This window comes from Pseudomonas sp. P4_D7 (assembly GCF_056401755.1).
In genome coordinates, this window is sequence record NZ_JBFUIR010000044.1 from 1 (window position 1) to 25,013 (window position 25,013).

A 25,013-nucleotide genomic window follows, 5' to 3' on the forward strand; every position below is an offset into this window, starting at 1 on the left:
CCACTCTTTCGAGTAGCCTTTTTTGATGTTTGGTTGCGGGAGCCGGATTTGAACCGACGACCTTCGGGTTATGAGCCCGACGAGCTACCAGACTGCTCCATCCCGCGTCTGTGTGTCGGCATTCTACAGAGGAACGCAGGGGTGTCAACCCGCAATCTGGATAAAATCTGTTGAGGTTCAATCGGTTAGCGCTTTTTGTCGGGTGTTTTTCCTGCTGCAGGGCAGGTGGCGCAAGGCTTTCAGCTCTATTGGATGCCTCTCGTCGATTGATAAAATAAATTCAAAGGACATTTCCTGCCGTTCGGAAAGAACCTTCATACCACTGGTGCTATATACAGGTGTCAGTGAGATACTGCCGATCCGGTTCGCCACGTTTACTTTTCTGACATGACTCAGCGAAAAATCATCCACATTGACTGCGACTGTTTCTACGCCGCCATCGAGATGCGCGATGACCCGCGTCTGGCCGGCAAGCCGTTGGCGGTGGGTGGCTCGGCGGACCGGCGCGGGGTGATCGCCACCTGCAATTACGAAGCGCGGGCCTATGGCGTGCGTTCGGCGATGGCTTCGGGACATGCTTTGAAGCTGTGCCCGGACCTGACCATCGTCAAGCCGCGCATGGACGCCTATCGCGAAGCGTCGAAAGAAATACACACGATCTTCAGCGACTACACCGACCTGATTGAACCGCTGTCGCTGGATGAGGCTTATCTGGATGTTTCCGATAGCGCGCATTTCGGCGGCAGTGCCACACGCATTGCCCAAGACATTCGCCGGCGGGTCTCCAATCAATTGCACATCACCGTGTCTGCGGGCGTGGCGCCGAACAAGTTTCTGGCAAAAATCGCCAGTGACTGGAAAAAGCCGAACGGCTTGTTCGTTATTACGCCGGATCAGGTGGAGGAGTTTGTCAGCGGTTTGCCGGTGAGCAAGTTGCACGGCGTCGGCAAGGTCACCGCCGACAAGCTCGGCAAGCTGGGGATCGTCGACTGCCAGCACTTGCGCGAGTGGGACAAGCTGGCGCTGGTGCGCGAGTTCGGCAGTTTTGGCGAGCGACTGTGGAGTCTGGCCCGTGGGATCGATGATCGGTTGGTGCATAACGACAGCCGGCGTCAGTCGATCAGTGTGGAAAATACCTACGACGTTGATCTGCCGGATCTGCGCAGTTGCCTGGATAAATTGCCCGAACTGCTCGAAACCCTGAAAACCCGTATGGCGCGGATCGACAGCAGTTATCGGCCGGGCAAGCCGTTCGTCAAAGTGAAGTTTCATGATTTCACCCAGACCACACTGGAGCAGGCCGGGGCGGGGCGGGATCTGGGCAGTTATCAGTTGATGCTGACGCAGGCGTTTAATCGCGGCGGTAAACCGGTGCGGTTGTTGGGGGTTGGGGTAAGGCTGGAGGATTTGCGCGGCGGGTTTGAGCAGATGGAGTTGTTTGAGCGGTAGATTTGCGGTGTTTGTCAGGGCCTCTTCGCGAGCAGGCTCGCTCCCACATTGGATTTGTGTGGTTCACCAATCCCCTGTGGGAGCGAGCCTGCTCGCGAAGCTTTCAGCTGTCAGTTCGGCCCTGGATCCGCCACCAGACGCCCGGCATCCTTGGTCAGCGACTTGAGAAACTCGGTCTGCAACTCAGGATCATTGCGCGTCAATTCGATCAGGCTTTGTTCCAGCTCGCTGGCTTCTTCTTCCAGACCCAGTTCCGACAGACGTTTGACCCGGTGCACCCACTGGCTCACTTCGTCGTCTTCCAGGTCGTCATAAATCAGCCCGTGCGCTTCCAGCAACTTGCCGCGCAGATGACTGCTGATCATCAGCGATGAGTCAGAGTGCACGTCATCCTTGGCGTCTTCGACGCTGATCTGCAGTTTGCCGACATGATTGAGGTCATTTTCGGCAAACGGACTGTCGAGCAGGTTCAGGCGCAGCACACCGTTACGATCAGTGGTCATGTCGAAGGTCTGTTTGCCAGCCTTGACCTGCACCGGGCGTTCGCTCCACGGCAGGCTCGAATACTCCGTACGCTTGTCGCGCTGGACTTCATCGATGCCGGCCAGGTTCTGTTGCGCACGACCGTTGGACTGCGCGTTCATGAACGGGTTGAGCCCGGCAAAACCATAGCTCAGCCAKTCCTTGGTGACGCTGTCCGGCAAGTTGCCGAGGGCGAACACATTGACCACGTTGGCGCCGATGCCGCCCACCACGGCTACCGCGCCCAGCGGAATCTCATAGATCTCCCGCCAAGGCTGGTAAGGCGTGTAGCGATCGTAGCGACGCGTCACTTCGAACTCGGTGACTTCGAAGGTCTTCTGCTCGTTGATCTTTACGCGTCGCTGCGGCAGCTCAAGCTCCTTAGGCTCACCGACATCGATCTGCAGGCTGTGGTCGAGCAATTTTCGCTCGACCCGCTCTTCGTGCTCGCTGCGTTGTGACATGTGATTGGCACAGCCGCTGACCAGCAGGGCACCGCACAGGGCGGTGCCACCGAGGCCTAAGGTGTTTCGCTTGAACATGACGTCTCTATCTGGTTTCAGCGGCGGATACGGGCCTGAAGGAAGGACACCACATCGGCGACCGGCAGCGCTTGCGCTTCCGGCTCGGTACGGCTCTTGTATTCCAGGTTGCCTTCGGCGAGGCCGCGGTCGCTGACCACGATCCGGTGTGGAATGCCGATCAGCTCCATGTCCGCGAACTTGATGCCCGGGCTGGTTTTCTTGTCGCGATCGTCCAGCAGCACTTCAAAGCCGGCAGCTGTCAGTTCGGCGTACAGCTTGTCGGTGGCTTCGCGCACCTGCTCGGTTTCATAGCGCAGCGGCACCAGAGCGATCTGAAACGGCGCCAAGGTGTCGCTCCAGATGATGCCGTTGGCGTCGTTGTTCTGCTCAATGGCCGCAGCCACCACGCGAGATACGCCGATGCCGTAGCAACCCATTTCCAGGGTGACTGGCTTACCGTTCTCGCCCAGCACTTCGCACTTCATCGCCTTGCTGTACTTGTTGCCCAGCTGGAAGATGTGCCCGACTTCGATGCCGCGCTTGATTTCCAGCGTGCCTTTGCCGTCCGGGCTTGGGTCACCGGCGACTACGTTACGCAGGTCAGCGACGGTCGGAACCGGCAGGTCACGCTCCCAGTTCACGCCGAAGTAGTGCTTGTCGTCGATGTTCGCGCCGATACCGAAGTCGCTCATCAGCTCGACCGAACGGTCGATGATGATTGGCAGCGGCAGGTTGAGCGGGCCGAGCGAACCGGCGCCGGCGCCAATGGCGTCACGCAGTTCGGCATCGGTGGCCATGACCAGCGGGCTGGCCACGCCAGGTTGCTGGGCAGCCTTGATTTCGTTGAGTTCGTGGTCGCCGCGGATGACCAGCGCGATCAGCTTGCCTTCTTCTTCGGCGCGCACGATCAGGGTCTTGATGGTCTTTTCAATCGGCAGATTGAATTTTTCCACCAGCGCCGCGATGGTTTTGGTGTCTGGCGTATCGACCAGGCGCAGCTCTTCGGTCGGAGCAGGGCGCGAAGTTTCGCGTGGCACCGCTTCGGCTTTTTCGATGTTCGCCGCGTAGTCGGAACCGTTGCTGAAGACGATGTCGTCTTCGCCGGACTCGGCCAGTACGTGGAATTCGTGCGAACCGGCGCCACCGATCGAACCGTTGTCGGCTTCAACCGGACGGAATTTCAGGCCCAAGCGGGTAAACACGTTGCAGTACGCTTGGTGCATGCGGTCATAGGTGACCTGCAGCGATGCCTGATCAGCGTGGAACGAGTAAGCATCTTTCATGATGAATTCACGGCCACGCATCAAGCCGAAGCGTGGGCGGATTTCGTCACGGAATTTGGTCTGGATCTGGTACAGGTTGATCGGCAGCTGTTTGTAGCTGCTCAACTCGTTGCGCATCAGATCGGTGATCACTTCTTCATGGGTCGGGCCCGCGCAGAAGTCGCGACCGTGGCGGTCTTTGATGCGCAGCAGCTCAGGGCCGTACTCTTCCCAGCGCCCCGATTCCTGCCACAGCTCGGCCGGTTGGGTGCTCGGCATCAACACTTCCAGAGAACCTGCAGCGTTCATCTCTTCGCGAACGATGGCTTCAACCTTGCGCATTACCCGCAGGCCCATGGGCAGCCAGGTGTACAGGCCGGAGGCGAGCTTGCGGATCATGCCGGCGCGCAGCATCAGCTGGTGGCTGATCACGACCGCGTCGGAAGGCGTTTCTTTCTGTGTGGCGAGCAAAAATTGACTGGTGCGCATGGTTGGCCGTTGTCGGTTGCTATGACTGGAAATGACTCCGCAGTGTACCGGCGAGTTTTGCCGACGTACAGGCGTGAGGTCAGTAGGGAGGCACGACGGCGGGATTCCTCCCGCCGTTGCCGAAACGTCTTACGATTCTTCTGCGACCGGTGTCGGCACAGGCTCGGGCGTTGGCGTCGGGCCTTGGCGGCGGCTCTCCTGGAACCAGTGCAGGGCGATCAACAGCAGAGTCGGCACACCGAGCAGGGCGGTGATCAGGAAGAAACTGTGGTAACCGAACTTCTCCACCAGAACCCCGGAATAGCCGCCCATCAGGCGCGGCAACAGCAGCATGATCGAGCTGAGCAGCGCGTATTGCGTGGCCGAGAACTTCAGGTTGGTCAGGCTCGACAGGTAGGCAACGAACGCCGACGTCGCCAGGCCGGAACTGAAGTTGTCGAGGGATATGGTCACCACCAGCATCTGCAGGTTCGGGCCCATGTCGGCGAGCATGACGAACAGCAGGTTGGTGGCTGCCGAGGCCGCGCCGCCGATGAACAGGATCGGCAGAATGCCGAAGCGCACGATCAGCAGGCCGCCCATGCCGGCGCCGACCAGCGTCATGATCAGGCCGAAGATCTTGCTGACACTGGCAATCTGATCCTTGGTAAAACCCTGGTCGATGTAGAACACGTTGGCCATGACGCCCATCACCGTGTCCGACATTCGATAAGTGGCGATCAGGCCGAGCAACAGCAGTGCCTGCCAGCGATAGCGCAGAATGAAGTCGTTGACCGGCGTCAGCACCGGGGCGAGGCCGCGACGGCCCATGGTCGACAGGCACAGACCGGTCAGCAGCGTATACAGAATGGCGCGCAGAAACGCGCGGTCTTCAAGCAGCAGGTCGAGCGGGCTCATGCCGCCGAACAGTACGCTGGCGAAATCAGTGTTGTAGAGCTGGGTGAACATCGCCGGTACCGAGACCAGCAACACGATCAGCACAAACACCGACATCAGTTGGTGCATGAAGGTGTAACGCCCGGCCTGCAACTGAGTGCGTAGCGGCACCGGTGGCTCGCGCATGAACAGCGTGGTCAGCAGCGCGGGAATCATCAAGGCACCGAACAGCGCGTAGGTGCCGGCCCAGGCCGAATGCTGATAGTTGAAGCCAGTGGAGCCGAAGCCCTCAGCGAAGAACAGCGCGCCAGCGGTGGCCAGCAGTGCAGCCACGCGATACCCGGACATATAGCTGGCGGCGAGGGCGGCCTGGCGGTTGTCTTCGGCGATTTCCAGGCGATAGGCGTCGACCGCGATGTCTTGGGTGGCGGAGGCGAAGGCGACGACAACCGCAATGGCGATCAACCAGGACAGGTGCTTTTGCGGGTCGCAGAAACCCATGCCGATCAAGCCGAGGATGACCAGGGCTTGTGAGAGCACCAGCCACGAACGGCGACGGCCAAGTTTGCCCAGCAAAGGCAGGCGCCATTGGTCGAGCAGTGGTGACCAGACCCATTTGAACGCGTAGGCCAGGCCGATCAGGCTGGCGTAGCCAATGGTTTCACGGGCGACACCGGCTTCACGCAGCCAGACGGATAGCGTAGAGAACACCAGCATGTACGGCAGGCCGGCGGCGAAACCGAGCAACAACAGCACGAGCGTCGAAGGACTGGCATAAGCGGCTAGCGCGGCGCGCCAGGTTTTACGGGGCATGGGCTGAAGTCTGCCTCAAGATTGCGGAAACAAAGCGCGCACTCTAACCGCTGTGCTCTACCGGACGCCAGCCATGGCGCTGAATATCCACACGATTGTTCAGGACGGTGATGCCTTCCATGCGCAATCGAGCCCGTTGTTCATCGCCGGACGGGGTGCCCACCGGCAGGCTGATCCGACCGCCGGCGCCCAGCACACGGTGCCAGGGCAGCTTTGTATCGCTGGGTAACTGACTCAAGGTGCGGCCGACCCAGCGGGCGGCGCGCCCCAGCCCGGCCAGTTCAGCTAACTGACCATAACTGACGACTTTGCCTTCGGGCACTTGGGCGAGCGTCGAGTAGAGCGCCGTGCGTCGGATTTGCGCATCGTTTTCAACGCTGTCGAGCGGGTCTTTCACGTGCGCGGTTCCTGAGCATGAACAGTTTGATGGCTTTCAGAGTAATCGGTGATCGCGCAATTGAGAAATGAACTCATCGGAAATAGTCCGGTCAGTCCTTGTCAGGGTCTTATTCCTACGGATAATGCCGACCTTTTTTCGCAAACTTGAGCCTTCGATTTGCTTATGTTGTCCAGATCCCTGCTGTGCCTTGCTGTTTTCAGTGCGTCCACGCCCCTGCTTGCCGACACCGTCTGGTTGAAGAACGGTGACAAGTTGAGCGGCACCATCACCGTGTTCGATGGCGGCAAGCTGTTGATCCAGACCAAATACGCCGGTGCGGTCACCATTGACTGGAAAGAGGTCAAGACGCTGGACAGTGATCAGCACTTGCTGGTCAAACAGGATGCCTACAGCGGTGAAGTGTCCAAGTCGCTGACGGCTGCCGAAGATGGCAAGGTCACCCTGGCCAACGGTGAGGCGCCGAAAACCGTTGAGCTGGCGAGCATTCAGCAGATTCTCAAACCGAAACCGGTGGTCGAGGATCTGGTGTGGAAGGGCAATGTCGACCTGGCGCTGGATTATCAACGCGCCGAGAAAGACACTGATGACTACGATGTCGGCTTCAAGACCACAGCACGGCATGGGCGCTGGCGTCATACCGCCGAGGGTGAATACAACCGCGAAGTGCAGGACGACGAGACCACCACCGACAACTGGCGCGCCGAATACGCACTCGACCGCTTCCTGACCGATAAATGGTTTTGGCAAGGCCGTCTGAACTACAAGCGCGATCACATCGAAGAGCTGGCACGCCAGCGTGTGGTCGGTACCGGTCCTGGCTACCAGTTCTGGGACGACGAGTTGGGCGCGTTCTCGCTGGGCTCGCTGCTTAACCGCACCGACTACGAGTATCGCGATGGTAGCAAAGACAACTTCTATTCCGTCGCGATGAAGTGGGATTACAACCGTTACCTGATCGGCAAGAAAGTCGAGTTCTTCACCAACGGTGAAGTGGGCAAGCCGCTGTCCGGTGTCGCCGATTACGCGCTGGATGCTGAATTGGGGCTGCGCTACAAGGTCACCGACTGGGCGTCGCTCAACCTCAAGGCTGAACGCGACATCATCAGCGGCACCAACGATGCCGATCTGAACAAGACCCGTTATACCGCCGGGTTTGGCGTGGCCTGGTAAGGCACCCACAAAAAATCGCAGCCCTGGCAGGCTGCGATTTTTTTTGCCTGTACAAAACAGGCGCCCACAAAAAAGCCCCGCTTTTAAGGGCGGGGCTCTTTTCTAAAGAAGCTACAAGTTAGATAACTTGTACTTCTTCAGCTTGCATGCCTTTCTGACCGCGGGTAGCGATGAAAGAAACCTGTTGGCCTTCTTTCAGGCTTTTGAAGCCGTCGGATTGGATAGCTTTGAAGTGAACGAACAGGTCGTCACCGGATTGTGGAGTGATGAAGCCGAAGCCTTTTTCATCGTTGAACCACTTAACGGTACCGGTTTGGCGATTAGACATGGTGTAACTCCTTGAACAAAGATAACTGCGACTCAGGAAGAACCCTGGCCGAGACTGAGTGCAAAGAGCAGGAAAAATTCTTGTAGATGGTTGGATCGAAATTCAACATATCGTGTAGAGATTCTCAGTGACACAAGCAACACAGTGACGCCACCTTAACCCAGTTTCCGAGAAGTGCCAATGCTTCTTGCGAAGGTTTCTCTGTTTTCGGGATCGGCGGTGTGACGGTTCGTCGCCAAAGCCCGTATTTCATGGGTGTTCGGCGAGAATTGCACCGCGCACTTTGAACCCGGCGGCGCGCCCGGTAAGATGCCGGACAGAATTTTTCCACCTCGCTATTCAGGACACCCCGCCATGAGCATCAAATCGGACAAGTGGATTCGCCGCATGGCGCAGGAACAGGGCATGATCGAGCCGTTCGTCGAGCGCCAGATGCGCGGCAGCGATGACAGCCGAGTGATCTCCTACGGTGTATCGAGCTACGGCTACGACGTGCGCTGCACCAATCACTTCAAGGTGTTCACCAACATCAACTCGTCCATCGTCGACCCGAAAAACTTCGATCCGGGCAGCTTCGTCGACGTCCACAGCGATGTTTGCATCATTCCACCGAACTCCTTCGCCCTGGCCAGCACCGTCGAATATTTCCGCATTCCGCGCAATGTGCTGACCATCTGCCTGGGTAAAAGCACCTACGCACGTTGCGGCATCATCGTTAACGTCACGCCGCTTGAGCCTGAGTGGGAAGGCCACGTGACCCTGGAATTCTCCAACACCACCAACCTGCCGGCGAAAATCTACGCCAACGAAGGCGTGGCACAGATGCTGTTCCTCGAATCCGACGAGGAATGTGAAGTGTCCTACAAGGATCGCGGTGGCAAGTACCAGGGCCAGCGTGGCGTGACCTTGCCGCGCACCTGATCGGTCCATCCGACAGATCGCGGGAATTCTTTGGCGGGCAGACACTCTATGGGGTGTACTGCCCGTTTTTGCTTTCGGCAAAACGGGCCTTCGCCGAGGAGTGCCCTATGAAGATCGATCCGCAAATCACTGCCGAACTGGCAAGGCTCGAGCCCAATCAGATTGGCGTATTGGCCTGGTCCTTGTTGGCGCATCCGCCACTGAGCATGGCCGGCGGAATTCCCGGACAGCCCAATCCCGATACCCCCAACGAGCAACCAAGCGAGCCTGGCGAACCGACGCTTCCGGACGAGCCGCCACCGGCACCGGTTGCCTGATCTGCATTGAAAACCAATGGCCAGTCAGATGAGGTCTGCAAAGACTTCAACTGACTGGCCATATTTCGTTATCGCCGATGACGAAAATCCTGCAACTCTCTTCGCGCTCGACCGCATAGCCGCCGGTGAAGGCGCCGAATGCCGGTAGCAGGCTGAGGCGTTCGCCGAGCCTGAAACACGCCAGGCGCAAGCTTTGCCGACCCTTGCCGCGCAGCCGATAGACCGGGTGTACGTGACCCGCCAGCACGTGCCTTTCAGGGTGCGGATCAGGCTCGTGCTGCAAGGCGAATGGCCCGAGCAGCAGCGGTTCCGGCACCACCCGGATATTCAGCGATTCAGGTGGATCACCGGCGCGTTTGTCATGATTGCCGCGAATCAGTGTCATCGGCAGATCAGCGTGGCGCGCGCGCCATTGTGCCAGCGCGTCCAGCGTGCCTGGCGCATGAGAGCCGGGCCCGTGGAGGAAGTCACCGAGAAAGATCAATAACCGGCAGGGCAGCTTCGCCAGCAGCCGATCAATCACTGCGATATTGCTCGCCGTGGTGCCGTGCGGAACCGGTTGACCCAGACTGCGGTAAGCCGCCGCTTTGCCGAAATGCACATCGGCAATCAGCAGGACCTGTTGCGCGGGCCAGTACAGGGCTTTTTCCGGCAAAAGCCATAGTTCTTCGCCGGCCAGGCGTACCGGGTAGCCTGAACTCATGAGGATTTATCCTTGTCGGCGCTGTTCTCCAGATCACCAACCATTCGCCTGATGCGATCAGCGAGTTTTTCCGAACTCATGCTTTCGCGCATGCGCTCCACCAGCAGCGGGAAGCCCAGTGGTGTAGGACGTTTAACCTGATGCACGTCCAGTTTCATCCCGTTGATCCGCTCCAATGTCTGTTCCAAGCGACGAATATCCAGTTCTTCTCGCAGGACTTCTTCCCCGGCCTGGGCCAGCAACAGATTATCTGCGTCGTATTGTTTGAACACTTCAAAAAACAGTCCGCTGGACGCCTGCACCTGTCGGGTGCTTTTCGGTGCGCCGGGGTAGCCGGCGAAGACCAGTCCGGCAATCCGCGCGATCTCGCGAAAACGGCGCAAGGCCAGTTCGCCTGCGTTCAGACTGGCCAGAACGTCCGCTAATAAATCATCGGCATTGAAGAGATCGGCATTCAAATACTCGGCCCAGTCGATCGGCGTGGCGCTGAGCAATTCCAGGCCGTAATCGTTCACCGCGATGGAAAACGTCACGGGCTGCCGTTGACTGACGCGCCATGCCAACAGGCTCGCCAGTCCCAGATGCACCTGGCGCCCGGCAAAGGGATAGAGGAAAAGGTGCCAGCCTTCGCGGGACTTCAGCACCTCGGCCAACAGGTTTTCGGTGGTGGGCAGTCCAGACCAGCGCATCTGCGTTTCCAGTAACGGCCGCAGTGCGTGCATTTCCGGCCCGACAAACTCACCCTGCGCGGCCGCGCTGAAACGACTGACGACGGCGGCGGCGAGCTCATTGGAAAGCGGCATGCGCCCGCCATTCCAGCGCGGCACGGCGGCTTTTTTTGCGGTGCTGCGTTTGACGTAAGCGGTCATGTTTTCCACTCGCACCAACTCCAGTAAACGCCCGGCGAAGAGAAAACCGTCACCCGGTTTAAGCCGTGCGATGAAACCTTCCTCGACACTGCCCAACTGTTTGCCACCGCCGCCCTTGCTCCAGAATTTCAGATGGATGCTCGCGTCACTGACGATGGTGCCGATGCTCATGCGATGGCGCCGCGCCAATCGCGCATCCGGCACCCGCCAGACGCCGTGCTCGTCTGGCTCGACCCGGCGGTAATCCGGATAGGCTGTCAGAGACATCCCGCCATGGCGTACGAAAGCCAGCGCCCAGGCCCAGTCAGCAGCGGTCAGGTCACGATAAGCCCAGGCGCCACGGACTTCTTCGTACAGCTCATCGGGTAAAAATCCACCGCCAAGGGCCATGCTGACCAAATGCTGGACCAGCACATCCAGCGGTTTGTGCGGTGACTGGCGTGGTTCGATACGCCGTTGTTCGACGGCATCACGGGCGGCAGCGGCTTCGATCAGCTCAAGGCTGTGAGTCGGCACCAGCGTTACTCGCGAGGTGCGTCCCGGCGCGTGGCCTGAACGACCGGCGCGTTGCATCAGGCGCGCGACGCCTTTGGCCGAGCCGATTTGCAGCACGCGCTCGACTGGCAGGAAATCCACGCCCAGATCCAGGCTCGAGGTGCAGACCACGGCTTTGAGGTGCCCGTCTTTCAAGGCCTGTTCGACCCAGTCGCGAGTCTCGCGAGACAGTGAACTGTGATGCAAAGCGATCAACCCGGCCCAGTCCGGCCGTGCCTCCAGCAGTGCCTGATACCAGATTTCCGATTGCGCCCGGGTATTGGTGAACACCAAAGTGCTGGCGCAGGCCTCCAGTTCGGTGACCACTTGCGGCAGCATCTTCAGGCCGATGTGTCCGGCCCACGGAAAACGTTCAATCGCCGGTGGGAGGAGGGTGTCGACCTTCAGCGCTTTTTCGTTTTGCCCCTGAATGCTGATGCCGCCGCCCTGTGGGATCAGCACTTGTTCGGCGTGGGATTGATTACCGAGAGTGGCGGACACCCCCCAGACGATCAGTTCGGGTTGCCAATGCCGCAGGCGTGCGAGGGCCAGTTGCAGTTGCACGCCGCGCTTGTTACCGAGCAGTTCGTGCCATTCATCGACGACGATCATGCGCAGACTCGCCAGCACCACCTGCGCATCGGCACGAGCGAGCAGTAAGGTCAGGCTTTCCGGGGTGGTGATCAGCGTGGTCGGCAGGCGCCGGCTCTGCCGGGCGCGTTCGCTGCTGCTGGTATCGCCGGTGCGCAGGCCGATGCTCCATGGGATCTGCAGGTCATCGACCGGTGTTTGCAGGGCGCGCGCAGTGTCGGCGGCGAGGGCGCGCATGGGGGTGATCCACAGCACGGTCAGTGGTTCGGCCGGTGGTTTGCGCTTGCGTGGGCTTTCAACAACAGCGGCGGGTTTGGCGAAGCGATTGAGCGCGGCAAACCACACCGCATAGGTTTTACCGGCACCGGTGCTGGCGTGGAGCAGACCGGATTGGCCGTTTTTGACCGCCGCCCAGACCTGTTTCTGAAAGGCGAACGGCTTCCAGTTGCGGGCGCTGAACCAGATTTTTGCCAGGTCGGAGGATTTCGCCATGCGGGCTGCGCGCGCTCTGGAGGGGTTCTTCCAGTGACCACGGGGCGGGCGGACAAGTTTGATTTTTGTAGGCTGCGGAGGTCCACTGTGGGAGCGAGCTTGCTCGCGAAGGCGGCGGAACATTCAAAATCAATGTGACTGACAGAATGCTTTCGCGAGCAAGCTCGCTCCCACAGGGTTTTGCACTAATGGCTATTTGAGGTTGCCGCTGAGGAATTGTTTCAGGCGTTCGCTTTTAGGGTTGCCGAGTACATCCTCGGGCGCACCTTCTTCTTCCACCAGACCTTGGTGCAGGAACAACACCTGGCTGGAGACTTTGCGGGCGAAGCTCATTTCGTGGGTCACCATGATCATGGTCCGGCCTTCCTCGGCCAGCCCTTGAATCACCTTCAACACTTCACCGACCAATTCCGGATCGAGCGCCGAGGTCGGTTCATCAAACAGCATTACCTCCGGCTCCATCGCCAGCGCCCGGGCAATCGCCACGCGCTGTTGCTGACCGCCTGAGAGAAACGCCGGATATTGATCGGCCACTCGTGCCGGCAGGCCAACCTTGTCCAGATAACGCCGCGCACGGTCGTCGGCTTCCTGTTTGCTGCAACCCAGCACCCGGCGCGGGGCCATGGTGATGTTTTCCAGCACGGTCATGTGGCTCCACAGGTTGAAGTGCTGGAACACCATCGCCAGCCGCGTGCGCAGGCGTTGCAGTTCATCGGCGTCGGCGACGTGCATGCCGTGGCGGTCGGTGACCATGCGGATCGCCTGGCCATCGAGGCTCATGGCGCCATCGTTGGGTTGTTCGAGAAAGTTGATGCAGCGCAAAAAGGTGCTTTTGCCCGAGCCGCTGGCGCCGATCAGGCTGATCACGTCGCCGGTCTTGGCCTTGAGCGAAACGCCTTTGAGCACCTGATGGTCGCCATAGCTTTTGTGCAGGCCTTCAACGGTCAGTTTGTACATGGGACAGACATCCTCAAGGCGAAAGTAGGTAGCCGCTGCGATAGGCTTCAGCGCCCGCGACGTGGGCGATAACCATGCCGGCAGTGGCCATGCGTCGCAGCGAGCGGGCGTACATCACGCCGGCGCTGGTGCAATGAACGGGGGTGACCCGATCGTGGATCGGGTCGATGATTTCGGCGATCTGTTGCCCGGCTTCGAGGTATTGACCCGCCGTGGCGGTGTAAACCAGCAGCCCGCCGACCGGGGTGGTCACCGGTTCCACACCGGCCAGCGGCGTAGCGGGGAACGGCAACGGTGGTTGCGATTTGGTCTCGCCGACAATCGCATCGGACTGGATCAGATAATCGATCAGCGCCTGGCAGTCGCGGCTGGCCAGCGGATGGGTGACGTCGCCCTGGCCGCGCAACTCGACGGTGACTGAAAAACTGCCCAGCGGAATCTCGAAGTGTTCGCCGAAGCGCTCCTTCAGTTGCCACCACAGTAGGGTGAAGCATTCGTCGAACGACTGACCGCCTGAGTCGGTGGCCAGCAAGCTCGCCTGAGCTTCGATGTAGCGCGCCAGCGGTTCGACCTGCGGCCACGCTTCGGGCGTGGTGTAAAGGTGCACCACCGATTCGAAGTCGCAGTGCAAGTCCAGCACCATGTCCGCGTCGCAGGCCAACCGTTGCAGGGTCAGACGCTGGGATTGCAGTTGCGTGCTGGCGGTCTGGCGGGCGAGCGTGTCGCGCAGATGCGTGCGGATCAGTTCGAGGTTGTGTTGCGGATCGTCGTTCAGCTTGCCTTCGATGGCGTTGCCGATCTCTTCGCTGAGATCGACGAACCAGCGGTTGAAGTTCTGCCCGCTCTCCAGTTCGTAGCGGCCCAACGGCACGTCCATCAGCACTTGTTCGAGGCCGACCGGGTTGGCCACCGGCACCAGCACGATTTGGCTGCGCAGGCGTCCGGCGGCTTCCAGCTCCGCCAGACGCTGCTTGAGGTGCCAGGCCACGAGCATGCCGGGCAATTCATCGGCGTGCAGCGAGGACTGGATGTAGACCTTGCCTTTGGCCTGCTCCGGGCCGAAGTGGAAGCTGTGGATCTGTCGTGCGGTCCCCGGCAGCGGGGCCAGCAAGTCATGAATCAGGTGGCGCATTTTTTATCTCTTTATTCCTGAACTGGGCCTAGTGAGTCGGCCCGAGGAAGGCCAGCCATCGGCGTTCGGCAAGGCGGAACAGGCCGACCAGCGCAAAGGTGATGGTCAGGTAGATCAACGCGGCGATGCCGAACGACTGAAAGGTCAGGAAGGTCGCCGAGTTGGCGTCCCGCGCAACTTTCAGGATGTCGGGGATGGTCGCGGTGAAGGCCACGGTGGTCGAGTGCAGCATCAGGATCACTTCGTTGCTGTAATACGGCAACGAACGGCGCAGCGCCGACGGCATGATCACGTAGGCATACAGTTTCCAGCCGGTCAGCCCGTAAGCCTTGGCCGCCTCGACTTCGCCGTGGTTCATGCTGCGAATCGCCCCGGCGAAAATCTCCGTGGTGTAGGCGCAAGTGTTCAGGGCAAAGGCGAGGATCGTGCAGTTCATCGCATCGCGAAAGAAACTGTCGAGCAGCGGCTGCGCACGCACGGCGGCCAGGCTGTAGATCCCGGTGTAGCAGATCAGCAGCTGGATATACAGCGGCGTGCCACGGAACAGGTAGGTGTAGAACTGCACCGGCCAGCGGATGTAGAAGTGGCTCGAGACGCGTGCGATCGACAGCGGAATCGACACCAGGAAACCGATGAAGATCGAGGCGCTGAGCAGCCACAGCGTCATTGCCAGCCCGGTAAGGTTCTGGCCGTCGGTATAGAGGAAGGCGCGCCAGTATTCCTGCAGAAGTTCGATCATCGTACGGCCTCCCGGGCACCGGCGGCATAGCGGCGTTCGAGCCAGCGCAGGATGAAGTTCGAGGCACTGGTGATCAGCAGATAGATCAACGCGGCGAGGACCAGGAAGTAGAACAGTTGGTAAGTGCTTTTACCGGCGTCCTGCGCCGCTTTGACCAGGTCGGCGAGGCCGATGATCGACACCAGCGCGGTGGCCTTGAGCATCACCATCCAGTTGTTGCCGATGCCCGGCAGGGCGAAACGCATCATTTGCGGGAACACCACGAAGCGAAAGCGCTGGCCGCGTTTGAGGCCATACGCGGTGGCGGCTTCAACCTGACCGCGCGGCACGGCGAGGATCGCGCCACGGAAAGTTTCGGTGAAATACGCACCATAAATGAAGCCCAGCGTCAGCACCCCGGCGCTGAACGGGTTGATCTCGATGTATTCCCATTCCATGTAGTCAGTCAGGGACGTCAGCCAGGTTTGCAGGCTGTAGAAAATCAGCAGCATCAGCACCAGGTCCGGCACCCCGCGAATCAGCGTGGTGTAGAGCTGGGCGGGCAGGCGCACCAGTTTAATTTTTGACAGTTTGGCGCTGGCGCCGAGCAGACCGAGCAACACGGCCACCAGTAGCGACAACGCCGACAATTTGATGGTCATCCAGGTGCCTTCCAACAGCAAAGGGCCGAAGCCCTTGAGGCTGAAGGCGGAGAGCCCCAGATTTTGTAAGAGGTTTTCGAACATAAATCAGCAACCTGAGCGGATGGAAAAGGCGCCCATCGAGGATGGGCGCCGGGGCATTATTTGCCGCTGTACAGATTCAGATCGCCAAAGTGTTTCTTTTGAATCTCGGCGTATTTGCCGTCATCGTGTAACGCTTTGATACCTTTATCTAAAAGCGCCTTCAGCTCAGTGTTACCTTTCTTAATACCGACAGCGGTTTTGGCTGGCAGCAATTCGTTGTCGACTGGCTTGCTGACGTCATAGTCGGCACCCTGTGGCGACTTCAAGAAGCCCAGTTCGGCTTGCAGCATGTCCTGAATACCGGCGTCGAGACGGCCGGAGGTCAGGTCGGAGTACACCTGATCCTGATTCTGATAGGCCTGGGTTTTCACGCCGGCCTTGTCCAGCACGGCTTTGGCGTAGGCTTCCTGAATGGTGCCTTGCTCGTAGCCGACGGTTTTACCCTTCAGCGAAGCAACGTCGGCGGTGATGCCGGAGCCTTTTTTCGATACGTAAGCGGTCGGGCCGGAGAACAGTTCGCTGGAGAAGTCGATGACTTTTTCGCGAGCCGGGGTCACGGTCATCGACGAGATCACACCGTCGAATTTGTTGGCCTTGAGGCCCGGAATCATGCCGTCGAAGTCACTTTCGACCCACTTGCACTTGACCTTGAGTTCGGCGCAGATCGCGTTGCCCAGGTCGATGTCGAAGCCCACCAGGCTGCCGTCGGCCGCTTTCGACTCGAACGGTGCGTACGAAGGGTCAACGCCAAAGCGCAGCTCTTTGTATTCCTTGGCCAGCGCGGAGCCAGCGGCCATGCACAACGCCAGTGCAGAAAGGGTCAGCAATGCTTTTTTCATTATTCAATCCCTAAGAACCAATATGAGCGCTTGTGGCGCAGAATTATTGTTACTGGAACGCGTACGACCTATAGAAAGTAGCAATTTCCGAACCAGAGTCCCGAACAAGTGTTTTAAAAGGTTGGGCGGGGAGGGATGAGGGGAACTGAGTGCACGGAAATGGGCATTGCCCAAAGCGTGCACCGATTTGTGGCCGCGTCATGTGTTGTCCCGGGAAAAGGGGTCAGGCCAGCAGATCCTGCAAAGTGGCCAAGCTATCCGCTTCATCCACGGTCTTGTCCTGCCGCCAGCGCAGCATCCGCGGAAAACGCACCGCGATCCCGCTCTTGTGTCGGCGTGACAGGGCAATGCCTTCAAAGCCCAGTTCAAAAACCAGACTCGGCTTCACACTGCTGACCGGGCCGAACTTTTCCACGGTGGTTTTGCGCACGATGCTATCGACCTTGCGCATTTCCTCATCGGTCAGCCCCGAATAGGCCTTGGCAAACGGCACCAGCGCACGCTGGCTCGAATCGGGCGGGCCGTCCCACACCGCAAAGGTGTAATCGCTGTACAGACTGGCCCGCCGGCCATGCCCGCGCTGCGCGTAAATCAGTACCGCATCGACGCTGAACGGGTCGACTTTCCACTTCCACCATACGCCCATGTCTTTGGTGCGCCCGACGCCATATAACGCGTCGCGCGCCTTGAGCATCATGCCCTCGACACCCAGTCGCCGCGAGGACTCGCGTTGGCGGGCGAGGTCCAACCAATCAGTGCCGGTCAGCACCGGTGAGGCCAGCAGCACCGGGCTGTTGCAGCGCGCAATCACCGCTTCCAGTTGCGCCCGACGTTTCGCTTGCGGCTGGTTGCGCCAGTCTTCGCCTTGCCATTCGAGCAGGTCGTAGGCGAGCACCACCACCGGCACGTCTTCAAGGATTTTCTTGTCGAGGGTCTTGCGGCCGATGCGTTGTTGCAGCAGGGCGAAGGACTGCACGGCTGGCGGTTCGGTCGATTGCGGATCAAAGGCGTCTTCGGTGCTCGGATGCGTGCTTTTCCACACGACGATTTCGCCGTCGATCACCGTGCCATCGGGCAAACCGTGTACCAGGACCTCCAGTTCGGGAAAACGCTCGGTCACCAGTTCCTCGCCCCGCGACCAGATCCAGAGTCGGCCCTCTCGCTTGACCACTTGGGCGCGGATGCCATCCCATTTCCATTCAATCTGCCAATCGCTGGGCGGGCCGATCAGCGTTTCAAATTCTTCCACCGGTTGCGACAAGGCGTGGGCCAGGAAGAACGGATACGGCTGACCACCCCGCTGAGCATGTTCATCGCTGGATTCAGGGGCAATCAGCTTCAGGTAACTGGCGGCGCTCGGCCGGTTGGACAGATCGGTGTAACCGACCAGACGCTGCGCCACACGCTTGCTGTCCAGCCCGGCCATCGAGGCCAAGGCCCGGGTGACCAGCAATTTCGAGACGCCGACGCGGAAACTGCCGGTGATCAATTTGATGCACAGCATCAGGCTTGATCGATCCAATTGCGCCCACAGGGCCGGCAGTTGCCGGTTCAGATATTCCGGTGCTTCACCGCGCAGTGGCAGCAGTTTGTCTTCGATCCACTCGGCGAGGCCAGCGTCGGAGCTGTGCGGGTTTTCTGCGAGTACCAGCGAAATGGTTTCCGCGAGGTCGCCGACCGCTTGATAGCTTTCCTCGAACAACCACGGTTCCAGGCCGGAGATCTCGACGGCGAGTTCGCGCAGAATTCTCACCGGCACCAGTTGCCGGGGCCGGCCACCGGAGAGAAAGTACACCGCCCACGCGGCGTCGTGCGGTTCGGCCTGGGCGAAGTAGGCTTGCATCGCCGCCAGTTTGGCGTTGCTCGAGGTGGTCGCGTCGAGTTCGGCGTACAGTTCGGCGAATGCTTTCATGCGGGCATCTCTGCGATGGTCGGTTCGGTGGCGAGGTGTTCTTCTTCGTCATCGCCGTATTCGGTGTTGAAACCCTGGGCATCCAGACCCTGTTCGCGCAGATGCCGCACCAGCACGCCGATCGAGCCGTGGGTGACCATCACCCGTTCCGCGCCGGTCTGCTCGATGGCCCAGAGCAGGCCGGGCCAGTCGGCGTGATCGGAGAGCACGAAACCACGATCGACACCGCGCCGCCGGCGGGTGCCGCGCAAACGCATCCAGCCACTGGCAAACGCGTCGCTGAACTCGCCAAATCGGCGCATCCAGCTGCTGCCACCGGCCGAAGGCGGGGCGATGACCAGGGCCTGGCGCATGATCGGGTCGTTTTTTTTCACCTCTCCGGCGTAGATCGTCGGCGGCAAATACACGCCGGCCTCGCGGTAGACCCGGTTCAGCGGCTCGACCGCACCGTGGCTGAGGATCGGACCGAGGCTTTCGTCGATGCCGTGGAGAATTCGCTGAGCCTTGCCGAACGAGTAACAGAACAACACGCTGGCCTTGCCGGCCGCGATGTTCGCTGCCCACCACTGATTGATCTCGCCGAACACCTGCGCTTGGGGCTGCCAGCGATAAATCGGCAGGCCGAAGGTCGATTCGGTGATGAAGGTGTGGCAGCGCACCGGTTCGAACGGGGCGCAGGTGCCGTCCGGTTCGATCTTGTAGTCGCCCGATGCGACCCAGACTTCACCACCGTATTCGAGGCGTACCTGTGCCGAGCCGAGGACATGGCCGGCGGGATGAAAGCTCAGGGTGACACCGTGGTGCGTCAGGCGCTGGCCGTAGGCGAGGGTTTGCAGGTTGATGTCCTGCCCCAGACGCGCGCGTAAAATCCCTTCGCTGGCGCTGCTGGCGAGGTAGTGCTGATTGCCGGTACGGGCGTGATCGCCGTGGGCATGGGTAATCACCGAGCGCTCGACGGGGCGCCACGGGTCTATGTAGAAATCTCCGGCAGGGCAGTACAAACCCTCGGGGCGGGCGATAACAAGGTCCATGTCCTTACCAGAATGGGGGGCTTGTTAGCTATGAGGCTGACGCTGGGCTGGAAGTTCTATCGACTTTGAAGAGCAACCCTCACCCCAGCCCTCTCCCTGAGRGAGAGGGRGCCGACCGMGGTGTCTGGGAGAGCTACGCCGACGTGAAATACCGAGTCGAACACAGATTCTGGACCAGATCAAAAGCCYCTCACCCCAGCCCTCTCCCKGAGGGAGAGGGGGCCGACTGAGGTGTCTGGCCAGCTACATCGACCTGAAAGACCGAGTCGATTACGGATTCGGCAAGGCACGAACTGAGTTGATTCTGGATTCGGCAGTGCACGTTCAGGTCTGCGTATGACTCAAGCATCCCCCAATCAGTCCCCTCTCCCTCCGGGAGAGGGTTAGGGTGAGGGGCTTTTGATGTACAGCTATTTGCCGGGAGTAAGCGTCAGACGGGTCTTGCCGTAGACCCGGTCAAAGTTCTGCGGCTGCATCGGCAAGCCGATGTACTGCCCCTTCAGCCACGCATCGATGCCATTGAGGTAGTTCGGACTCACCGGATTACCCGACTGCCCCGTACCGTTCTGCCCCATCAGCGGTTCAGCCTGGCCGAAGTCGACGATGAAACGCATCGATGGCGCACGCGTCGTGGTGAAATCCTGACCCCAGGCGAACGCCGACGTGTTCAACGTGGTGTGATCGCCACCGGCCGCCAGTGGTCCGCGCACAGTCTGTCCATTGCTGTTCTTCCAGGCATAACTGTGCAGCTTGCCCCATTGCCAGGCGCGGTGATCGCCGCCCAACTGACTCTCGCCAGCGCTGATCGCCGCCGCGAAGCTACGGGCAAGAATCAGCGCTTTGTCTTCTTTCTGCGGCGTACGAATGTCATCCCAGAACGGACTGTCCTCACGTCCCAACAGATGGTCAGCCTGCGCCGCGTAAGACAGATCACCATTGGCGATAAACGCCTTCCACGCAGGACTCGATTCCGGACCGAGCTCGTCGAGGAAGATCTGCTTCATGCTTTCTTGCAGGAACAGTTCGTAGATCGCCGTATCCGCCGAGGTCGGGCTGAGCTTGCCGTCGAACGCCATCAACCGCGTGAACGCTTCGCGCGCCTTGCTGCGATCCGCTTCCGGCAGGGCATCGATCGCCTGTTTCAGCGGCTGCTTCATGCCCGGTGCTTCGAAGACTTTCTTCAACTTGGCGGCGAAGGTGGTGGTCTGGTCGTACTGCATGGCGATCACGCTGCGGCTGTCGTGCTTGCCGCTGCCGGCCAGTTCCGCCAGACGCTCGCCACGCTCCGGCGCCGCCCATGAATTGGACAGTTGCATGCCATAACCGTGAGGAATCACGCGCTGGTTGGCGGTGCCGAGCCAGCCTTGTGCCGGATCCTGATCGTACGGATGCAGCATCGGGTCGGCGTAACCGTCCCAGTCGTAGCGACCTTCCCAGCCCGGCGACGGCAGCAAGCCTTCGCCTTCGCGGCGGTTGGGGAAACGCCCGGTGACCTGCCAACCGATGTTGCTCGCATCGGCGAACACCAGATTCAGGGCGATGGCGCGGATCTCGCGGCTCGCGTCGGAAGCGCGTTCAACGGTTTGCGCGCGGGTCAGATCAAAAAACGCATCCAGCGACTTGTCGTCGGTGAAGCTCGGGGTCTGCAAGGCCAGGCCGAAACCGCTGCCTTGCGCGGCCGCCTGAGCACTGTTGAGCAATGCGCCGTGGCGGGTTTCGTACACCGCTTCGCGAATCGGCCGTTGGCCTTTGACGAAGTAGGTTTCGTTGCGCACGCCCAGCGGTTGCCATTTGCCGTTGACCTCGTAGGTCAGGCTGCTGCCCTGACGGCGAATTTTTTCCAGAAACAGATCCTGGTTGTCGCCGAGCACGCTGGTCATGCTCCACGCGACTTTGCCGTTGAAACCGCCGAGGACCATCGGCAGACCGGCAACGGTGACGCCGGCGGCCTGATATTTCGGTGCGCGGATCTGCACGAAACTCCACAGCGAAGGCGCGGCCAGCGGCCCATGGGCGTCGCTGGCCAGCAGGCTCTTGCCGCTGCGGCTGCGTTGCGGGGCGATCGCCCAGTTGTTCGAAGACGGGGTGCCGAGCAGGTTCAGCGCGGACAGTTGCTGGCTGGCGTTGCTCAGTTCGGTCAGGCCGGGGATCTGCCCGTTGAGCTTGAGCCCTTGTAGCTTGTCGGCCTCGGCCAGTGGCAGGTTTTCGTCAGGCGCGGACGGCGTCAGCCAGGCGAGTTTGTCGGTGGTGACGGTTTGCGCCAGCACCAGCGAGGAAATTTCTTCCGGCAGGTTGGCCGACTGGCTGAAATTCAGCAGGGCGAAAATCAGCGCCGAGTCTTCCGGCTTCCAATACTCCGGCTTGTAACCACTGGAGGCGAGGTCGTCCGGCAGCTTGTCGGCGTAGCGGAACAGGTAGGCGTTGACGCCTCGTGCATAGACTTCGAAGAAGCGCTTGAGGCGTGGCGACGAAGCCTTGTACAGCTCGCCAGCGCTTTTCTTCAGATTGACCGCGCGCATGTAGCGGTCGGCATCGAGCATCGACGCGCCGGACATTTCCGCCAGGCGGCCCTGCGCCAACAGGCGCAAAGTGACCATTTGATTGATGCGATCGCTGGCGTGGACGTAACCGAGGCTGAACAGTGCGTCATGGAACGTGTTGCTCTCGATCAGCGGCATGCCCATGGCATTGCGCCGCACCGATACGTTCTGCGCCAGCCCCTTGAGCGGTTGCACGCCGGAAGTCGGGGGGAGGGTGTCCTGAGCATTCCAGGTCTGGCAACCGGACAGGCCCAAAACACCGGCCACTGCTGCGGCAACGCCGAACCGGGGAAGAAAATGTGTGAGGGCTGGCGAGGCCATGGCAAAGCTCCTGCGGGGGGTAGCGTCAGTAAAGGCGCTACGTTAGTGAGCAGGAGGTGGCCGCGCAAGCGGGGGCGGGGGTTATTTGCGTATTTCTGTCGAATGGAAAAGATTGCAGCCTGCGGCAGCTCCTATAGAAGCATGCATTCCCCTGTAGGAGATGCCGAAGGCTGCGATCTTTTGCCGTTCAATCAAGCCTTCGGTGGATTGATTTTCTGCACCAACGCGTAGGCCTTCACCGTCGCCGGGCGATCCTTGATGCGGTTGAACCAGCGCTGCACATGCGGGAAGTCTTCAAGGTTCTGGCTTTGCCATTTGTGCGAGACGATCCACGGATAGATCGCCATGTCGGCAATGCTGTATTCGCTGCCGGCGACGAATTCGTTATCAGCCAGTTGCTTGTTCAATACGCCATACAACCGCGCGGTCTCGTCGATGTAGCGCTTGATCGCGTAGGGGATTTTCTCCGGGGCGAACTGGCTGAAGTGGTGATTCTGCCCGGCCATCGGCCCCAGTCCGCCCATTTGCCAGAACAGCCATTGCAGCGCCGTTTGCCGACCGCGCAGGTCTTGGGGCAGAAATTTCCCGGTCTTCTCCGCCAGATACAAAAGAATCGCCCCGGATTCGAACAGCGACAACGGTTCGCCGCCATCGGCCGGTTCATGATCGACGATGGCCGGGATGCGGTTGTTCGGGGCGATTTTCAGAAAGTGTGGCTGAAACTGCTCACCCTGACCGATGTTGATCGGGTGCACGTTGTACGGCAGGCCGGCTTCTTCGAGGAACAAAGAGATCTTGTGGCCGTTGGGGGTGGTCCAGTAATACAGGTCGATCATGGAGAACTCCAAAGCAGAAATGGACTTGCGTGCGGACAGCAAACGCCGGCGTCAGGTCGTCCCGTGTGCGTTCGATAGCTTGCTTAGTAGGAAGAGGTGATGCTGAACTGCGCAGAATTCAATGACTCTGCATGAGAAAAATCGCCATGGAGCTTAAGGCCAACGCTGCACTGATCATCATCGACCAGCAAAAAGGCATCCTGCAGCCGCGTTTGGGGCGAAGAAATAATCCTCAGGCGGAAGAGCGAATCCTTGATCTGCTGGGGCTGTGGCGGCGTAGCACAAGGCCGGTGATTCATGTGCAGCATCTGTCCCGTGAGCCGGAATCGGTGTTTTGGCCGGAGCAGGAAGGGGTGGAGTTTCAGGAGAGGTTTTTGCCGCAGGACGGCGAATGGCTGATTCAGAAACAGGTGCCGGATGCGTTTTGTGCCACTGGATTAGAGGCGCGGTTGCGCGAGGCGGGCATCTCGCAATTGATCATTGTCGGTGTGGCGACGAACAACTCAGTGGAGTCAACGGCGCGTACGGCGGGCAATCTTGGCTTTGCTGCGTGGGTGGCGGAGGATGCCTGTTTCACCTTCGACAAGGCCGATTATTTCGGCACATTGCGTACGGCGGAAGAGGTGCACGGAATGTCGCTGGGGAATTTGCAGGGGGAGTATGCGACGGTAGTCAGTTCTGCACAGATTCTGGTGGCCGGCTGAAAAACTTCACTGTATGTGCCGGCCCCTTCGCGAGCAAGCTCGCTCCCACAGGGGAACGCATTGCAACTGAAGAAACCCGCTCAGGCGACGACGATGTTGGATGTGCCGGCCTCATCGCGAGCAGGCTCACTCCTACAGGGATTGCATTCCAACTGGAGGAACTCGATTGACTGTGGGAGCGAGCTTGCTCGCGAAAGCGGTCTGTCAGGCGAAACGACTGTTCGCCCCGGGCATCACGCCCCGTGGCACTTCTTGAATTTCTTGCCGTTGCCGCATGGGCACGGGTCGTTGCGGCCGACGTCTTTCAGGGCGTTGCGCACCGGTTCCTGGTGGGCGTGGCCGCAGTTCGGGCCGTGAACGTGGCCGTGGTCATGTTCGTGATGATGGTCATGATCGTGGTTGCAGTCAGGGCCATGGACATGAGGTTGCTGGGTCATCGGTGTTGCTCCGGAATTAAATCGGCGGGGATTATCACGCCATTGCGCTCAAGGTGCACGTAGTGAGCGATGAATAAACCGGTTTCCATCTCACCCTGCAAGCGATAGGGAATCTGTTGATTCGAGCTTTTCAGCATTTTCACCACATCTTTTACCCGGGGCCACAGGTTGGTGCGGATCGGCACTTTGAAGTAGGCACTGCGTTTTGGTCCGACCGTAAACCAGTGTTCATGCTCACCCTCGGCCAGCAGTATGTCGGCCAGATGAATGCGGTATTCGAGGCCGCGCACGGTCAGGTCGCTATCGTTGGGGTTATCGACGCGAAAGTGCAGGATGAATTTCTGTTCAAGCAATTTGGCGCGCACCACTTCGACTTTCACCAGATGCACGGCGGGGTCGACGCTGTCATCGCTGAACCACGACGCGCAACCGCCGAGGTTCAGGATCAGCATCAAAAACAGAAAATGTAGTGTGCGCCAGCGACCGAGCATGGTTTTACTCCCTTTGCTGGCAGTCTAGCCGCTAAAAGATCGCAGCCTTCGGCAGCGCCTACAGGGGAAACGAAAATCCTGTGCAGGAG

23 protein-coding genes and 1 tRNA gene are annotated in these 25,013 nt (G+C 59.9%); 5 read left to right on the top strand and 19 right to left on the bottom strand.

From position 1 onward, the window contains the following. Positions 1–30 precede the first annotated feature (30 nt). A tRNA-Met gene (locus tag AC1DVF_RS22895) sits at positions 31–107 on the bottom strand. A gap of 280 nt (positions 108–387) precedes the next feature. Between AC1DVF_RS22895 and dinB the strand changes: the two genes are divergently transcribed. Continuing rightward, the gene (gene dinB, locus AC1DVF_RS22900) at positions 388–1,449 is read left to right on the top strand and encodes a DNA polymerase IV (protein WP_095049107.1); all 1,062 of its coding nucleotides are present in this window, start codon (positions 388–390) and stop codon (positions 1,447–1,449) included. Between the two features lie 110 nt (positions 1,450–1,559). Here dinB and AC1DVF_RS22905 read toward each other — a convergent pair whose 3' ends face one another. From AC1DVF_RS22905 to AC1DVF_RS22920, 4 genes are all read right to left on the bottom strand, one after another. Further along, complete coding sequence (locus AC1DVF_RS22905; RefSeq protein WP_477783175.1) at positions 1,560–2,513, bottom strand: hypothetical protein; 954 nt, start codon at positions 2,511–2,513, stop codon at positions 1,560–1,562. Between the two features lie 17 nt (positions 2,514–2,530). Next, a complete protein-coding gene (locus tag AC1DVF_RS22910) occupies positions 2,531–4,246 on the bottom strand; it encodes a proline--tRNA ligase (RefSeq protein WP_093436373.1) in 1,716 nt (571 codons plus the stop codon). 129 nt (positions 4,247–4,375) lie between these two features. Next, a complete protein-coding gene (locus tag AC1DVF_RS22915; protein WP_093436370.1) occupies positions 4,376–5,935 on the bottom strand; it encodes an AmpG family muropeptide MFS transporter in 1,560 nt (519 codons plus the stop codon). A 43-nt stretch (positions 5,936–5,978) separates the two neighbouring features. Beyond that, positions 5,979–6,332, bottom strand: a complete 354-nt coding sequence (locus AC1DVF_RS22920; RefSeq protein ID WP_257357183.1) for an MGMT family protein — start codon at positions 6,330–6,332, stop codon at positions 5,979–5,981. A 165-nt stretch (positions 6,333–6,497) separates the two neighbouring features. On the opposite strand from AC1DVF_RS22920, the gene AC1DVF_RS22925 reads away from it, so the two are divergent. After that, entirely contained in the window at positions 6,498–7,505 is a 1,008-nt protein-coding gene (locus AC1DVF_RS22925; protein WP_093436364.1) for a DUF481 domain-containing protein, read from the top strand. A gap of 118 nt (positions 7,506–7,623) precedes the next feature. Here AC1DVF_RS22925 and AC1DVF_RS22930 read toward each other — a convergent pair whose 3' ends face one another. Further along, positions 7,624–7,833, bottom strand: coding sequence for a cold-shock protein (locus AC1DVF_RS22930; RefSeq protein WP_002554837.1), 210 nt, complete (start codon positions 7,831–7,833; stop codon positions 7,624–7,626). A gap of 354 nt (positions 7,834–8,187) precedes the next feature. Between AC1DVF_RS22930 and dcd the strand changes: the two genes are divergently transcribed. Further along, complete coding sequence (gene dcd / locus AC1DVF_RS22935) at positions 8,188–8,754, top strand: dCTP deaminase (protein ID WP_093436360.1); 567 nt, start codon at positions 8,188–8,190, stop codon at positions 8,752–8,754. A gap of 107 nt (positions 8,755–8,861) precedes the next feature. Further along, entirely contained in the window at positions 8,862–9,071 is a 210-nt protein-coding gene (locus AC1DVF_RS22940; protein ID WP_093436355.1) for a hypothetical protein, read from the top strand. A gap of 46 nt (positions 9,072–9,117) precedes the next feature. Here AC1DVF_RS22940 and pdeM read toward each other — a convergent pair whose 3' ends face one another. The 11 genes from pdeM to AC1DVF_RS22995 all read right to left on the bottom strand — a co-directional run bounded on the left by pdeM (position 9,118) and on the right by AC1DVF_RS22995 (position 23,292). Continuing rightward, positions 9,118–9,774, bottom strand: a complete 657-nt coding sequence (pdeM, locus tag AC1DVF_RS22945) for a ligase-associated DNA damage response endonuclease PdeM (RefSeq protein WP_093436351.1) — start codon at positions 9,772–9,774, stop codon at positions 9,118–9,120. Further along, positions 9,771–12,260, bottom strand: a complete 2,490-nt coding sequence (locus AC1DVF_RS22950; protein WP_477783176.1) for a ligase-associated DNA damage response DEXH box helicase — start codon at positions 12,258–12,260, stop codon at positions 9,771–9,773. Before AC1DVF_RS22950 ends, pdeM begins: the two co-directional genes overlap by 4 nt. A 192-nt stretch (positions 12,261–12,452) precedes the next feature. Next, positions 12,453–13,217, bottom strand: a complete 765-nt coding sequence (locus AC1DVF_RS22955; RefSeq protein ID WP_034154958.1) for an ABC transporter ATP-binding protein — start codon at positions 13,215–13,217, stop codon at positions 12,453–12,455. A gap of 13 nt (positions 13,218–13,230) precedes the next feature. Beyond that, the gene (locus tag AC1DVF_RS22960; protein WP_477783177.1) at positions 13,231–14,349 is read right to left on the bottom strand and encodes a succinylglutamate desuccinylase/aspartoacylase family protein; all 1,119 of its coding nucleotides are present in this window, start codon (positions 14,347–14,349) and stop codon (positions 13,231–13,233) included. 28 nt (positions 14,350–14,377) lie between these two features. Further along, positions 14,378–15,088 carry an ABC transporter permease gene (locus AC1DVF_RS22965; protein ID WP_477783178.1) on the bottom strand — a complete coding sequence of 237 codons (711 nt, stop codon included), beginning with the start codon at positions 15,086–15,088 and terminating at the stop codon, positions 14,378–14,380. Then, positions 15,085–15,813: an ABC transporter permease gene (locus tag AC1DVF_RS22970; RefSeq protein ID WP_093436331.1), complete on the bottom strand. Its 729-nt coding sequence runs from the start codon at positions 15,811–15,813 to the stop codon at positions 15,085–15,087. The genes AC1DVF_RS22965 and AC1DVF_RS22970 overlap by 4 nt, the downstream gene beginning before the upstream one ends. Before the next feature lie 56 nt (positions 15,814–15,869). Further along, complete coding sequence (locus AC1DVF_RS22975; protein ID WP_008083900.1) at positions 15,870–16,652, bottom strand: transporter substrate-binding domain-containing protein; 783 nt, start codon at positions 16,650–16,652, stop codon at positions 15,870–15,872. A 223-nt stretch (positions 16,653–16,875) separates the two neighbouring features. Beyond that, a complete protein-coding gene (locus tag AC1DVF_RS22980; protein ID WP_477783179.1) occupies positions 16,876–18,564 on the bottom strand; it encodes an ATP-dependent DNA ligase in 1,689 nt (562 codons plus the stop codon). Further along, positions 18,561–19,595: a ligase-associated DNA damage response exonuclease gene (locus AC1DVF_RS22985; RefSeq protein ID WP_460090046.1), complete on the bottom strand. Its 1,035-nt coding sequence runs from the start codon at positions 19,593–19,595 to the stop codon at positions 18,561–18,563. Before AC1DVF_RS22985 ends, AC1DVF_RS22980 begins: the two co-directional genes overlap by 4 nt. A 410-nt stretch (positions 19,596–20,005) precedes the next feature. Continuing rightward, positions 20,006–22,456: a penicillin acylase family protein gene (locus AC1DVF_RS22990; RefSeq protein ID WP_477783180.1), complete on the bottom strand. Its 2,451-nt coding sequence runs from the start codon at positions 22,454–22,456 to the stop codon at positions 20,006–20,008. A gap of 191 nt (positions 22,457–22,647) precedes the next feature. Further along, positions 22,648–23,292: a glutathione binding-like protein gene (locus AC1DVF_RS22995; RefSeq protein ID WP_454564747.1), complete on the bottom strand. Its 645-nt coding sequence runs from the start codon at positions 23,290–23,292 to the stop codon at positions 22,648–22,650. 146 nt (positions 23,293–23,438) lie between these two features. On the opposite strand from AC1DVF_RS22995, the gene AC1DVF_RS23000 reads away from it, so the two are divergent. Continuing rightward, positions 23,439–23,996: a cysteine hydrolase family protein gene (locus tag AC1DVF_RS23000; protein WP_477783184.1), complete on the top strand. Its 558-nt coding sequence runs from the start codon at positions 23,439–23,441 to the stop codon at positions 23,994–23,996. 233 nt (positions 23,997–24,229) lie between these two features. On the opposite strand, the gene AC1DVF_RS23005 is transcribed toward AC1DVF_RS23000, so the two are convergent. Beyond that, positions 24,230–24,433 (bottom strand): SEC-C metal-binding domain-containing protein, encoded by a 204-nt coding sequence (locus AC1DVF_RS23005; protein WP_034154967.1) that lies wholly within the window; start codon positions 24,431–24,433, stop codon positions 24,230–24,232. Next, positions 24,430–24,924, bottom strand: a complete 495-nt coding sequence (locus AC1DVF_RS23010; RefSeq protein ID WP_093438814.1) for an LEA/WHy family protein — start codon at positions 24,922–24,924, stop codon at positions 24,430–24,432. Before AC1DVF_RS23010 ends, AC1DVF_RS23005 begins: the two co-directional genes overlap by 4 nt. Positions 24,925–25,013: the final 89 nt, after the last annotated feature.